Below are 255 nucleotides of genomic sequence, written 5' to 3'. Positions count from 1 at the left end.
GCCGGCCGGCACGACGAACACCCGTCCGGCGTGCTCCACGTCAACTTCTGCATCACCTCCGGAATCGCACGCATGTCCTGCGCGACGATCTCGCGCCGCACGTCGTCGTGGCCGAAGCTGGTGCATTTGCATATCGTCGTCACGGTACGCTCGCCCGAGTAATCCTCGCCCAGCGTCACCGCGAGCAACGTCTCGACCAGCCCGGTGCACGCTCCGCACGACGCCGACGCCTTGCAGGTCGCGCGCACCGCATCC

Annotated in this window: 1 protein-coding gene; it reads right to left on the bottom strand. The window is 67.8% G+C overall.

Annotation, left to right across the window (positions count from 1 at the left end; all coding sequences use genetic code 11):
* Window positions 1–255, bottom strand: a 255-nt coding sequence (locus tag AC0CH8_RS18970; RefSeq protein ID WP_465241213.1) for a (2Fe-2S)-binding protein, incomplete at both ends; no start/stop codon positions are given.

This window comes from Sphingomonas sp. AC435, from assembly GCF_979253005.1.
The sequence above is the reverse complement of the archived record's forward strand: the minus strand, read 5'-3'. Positions and strand labels throughout refer to the sequence as shown.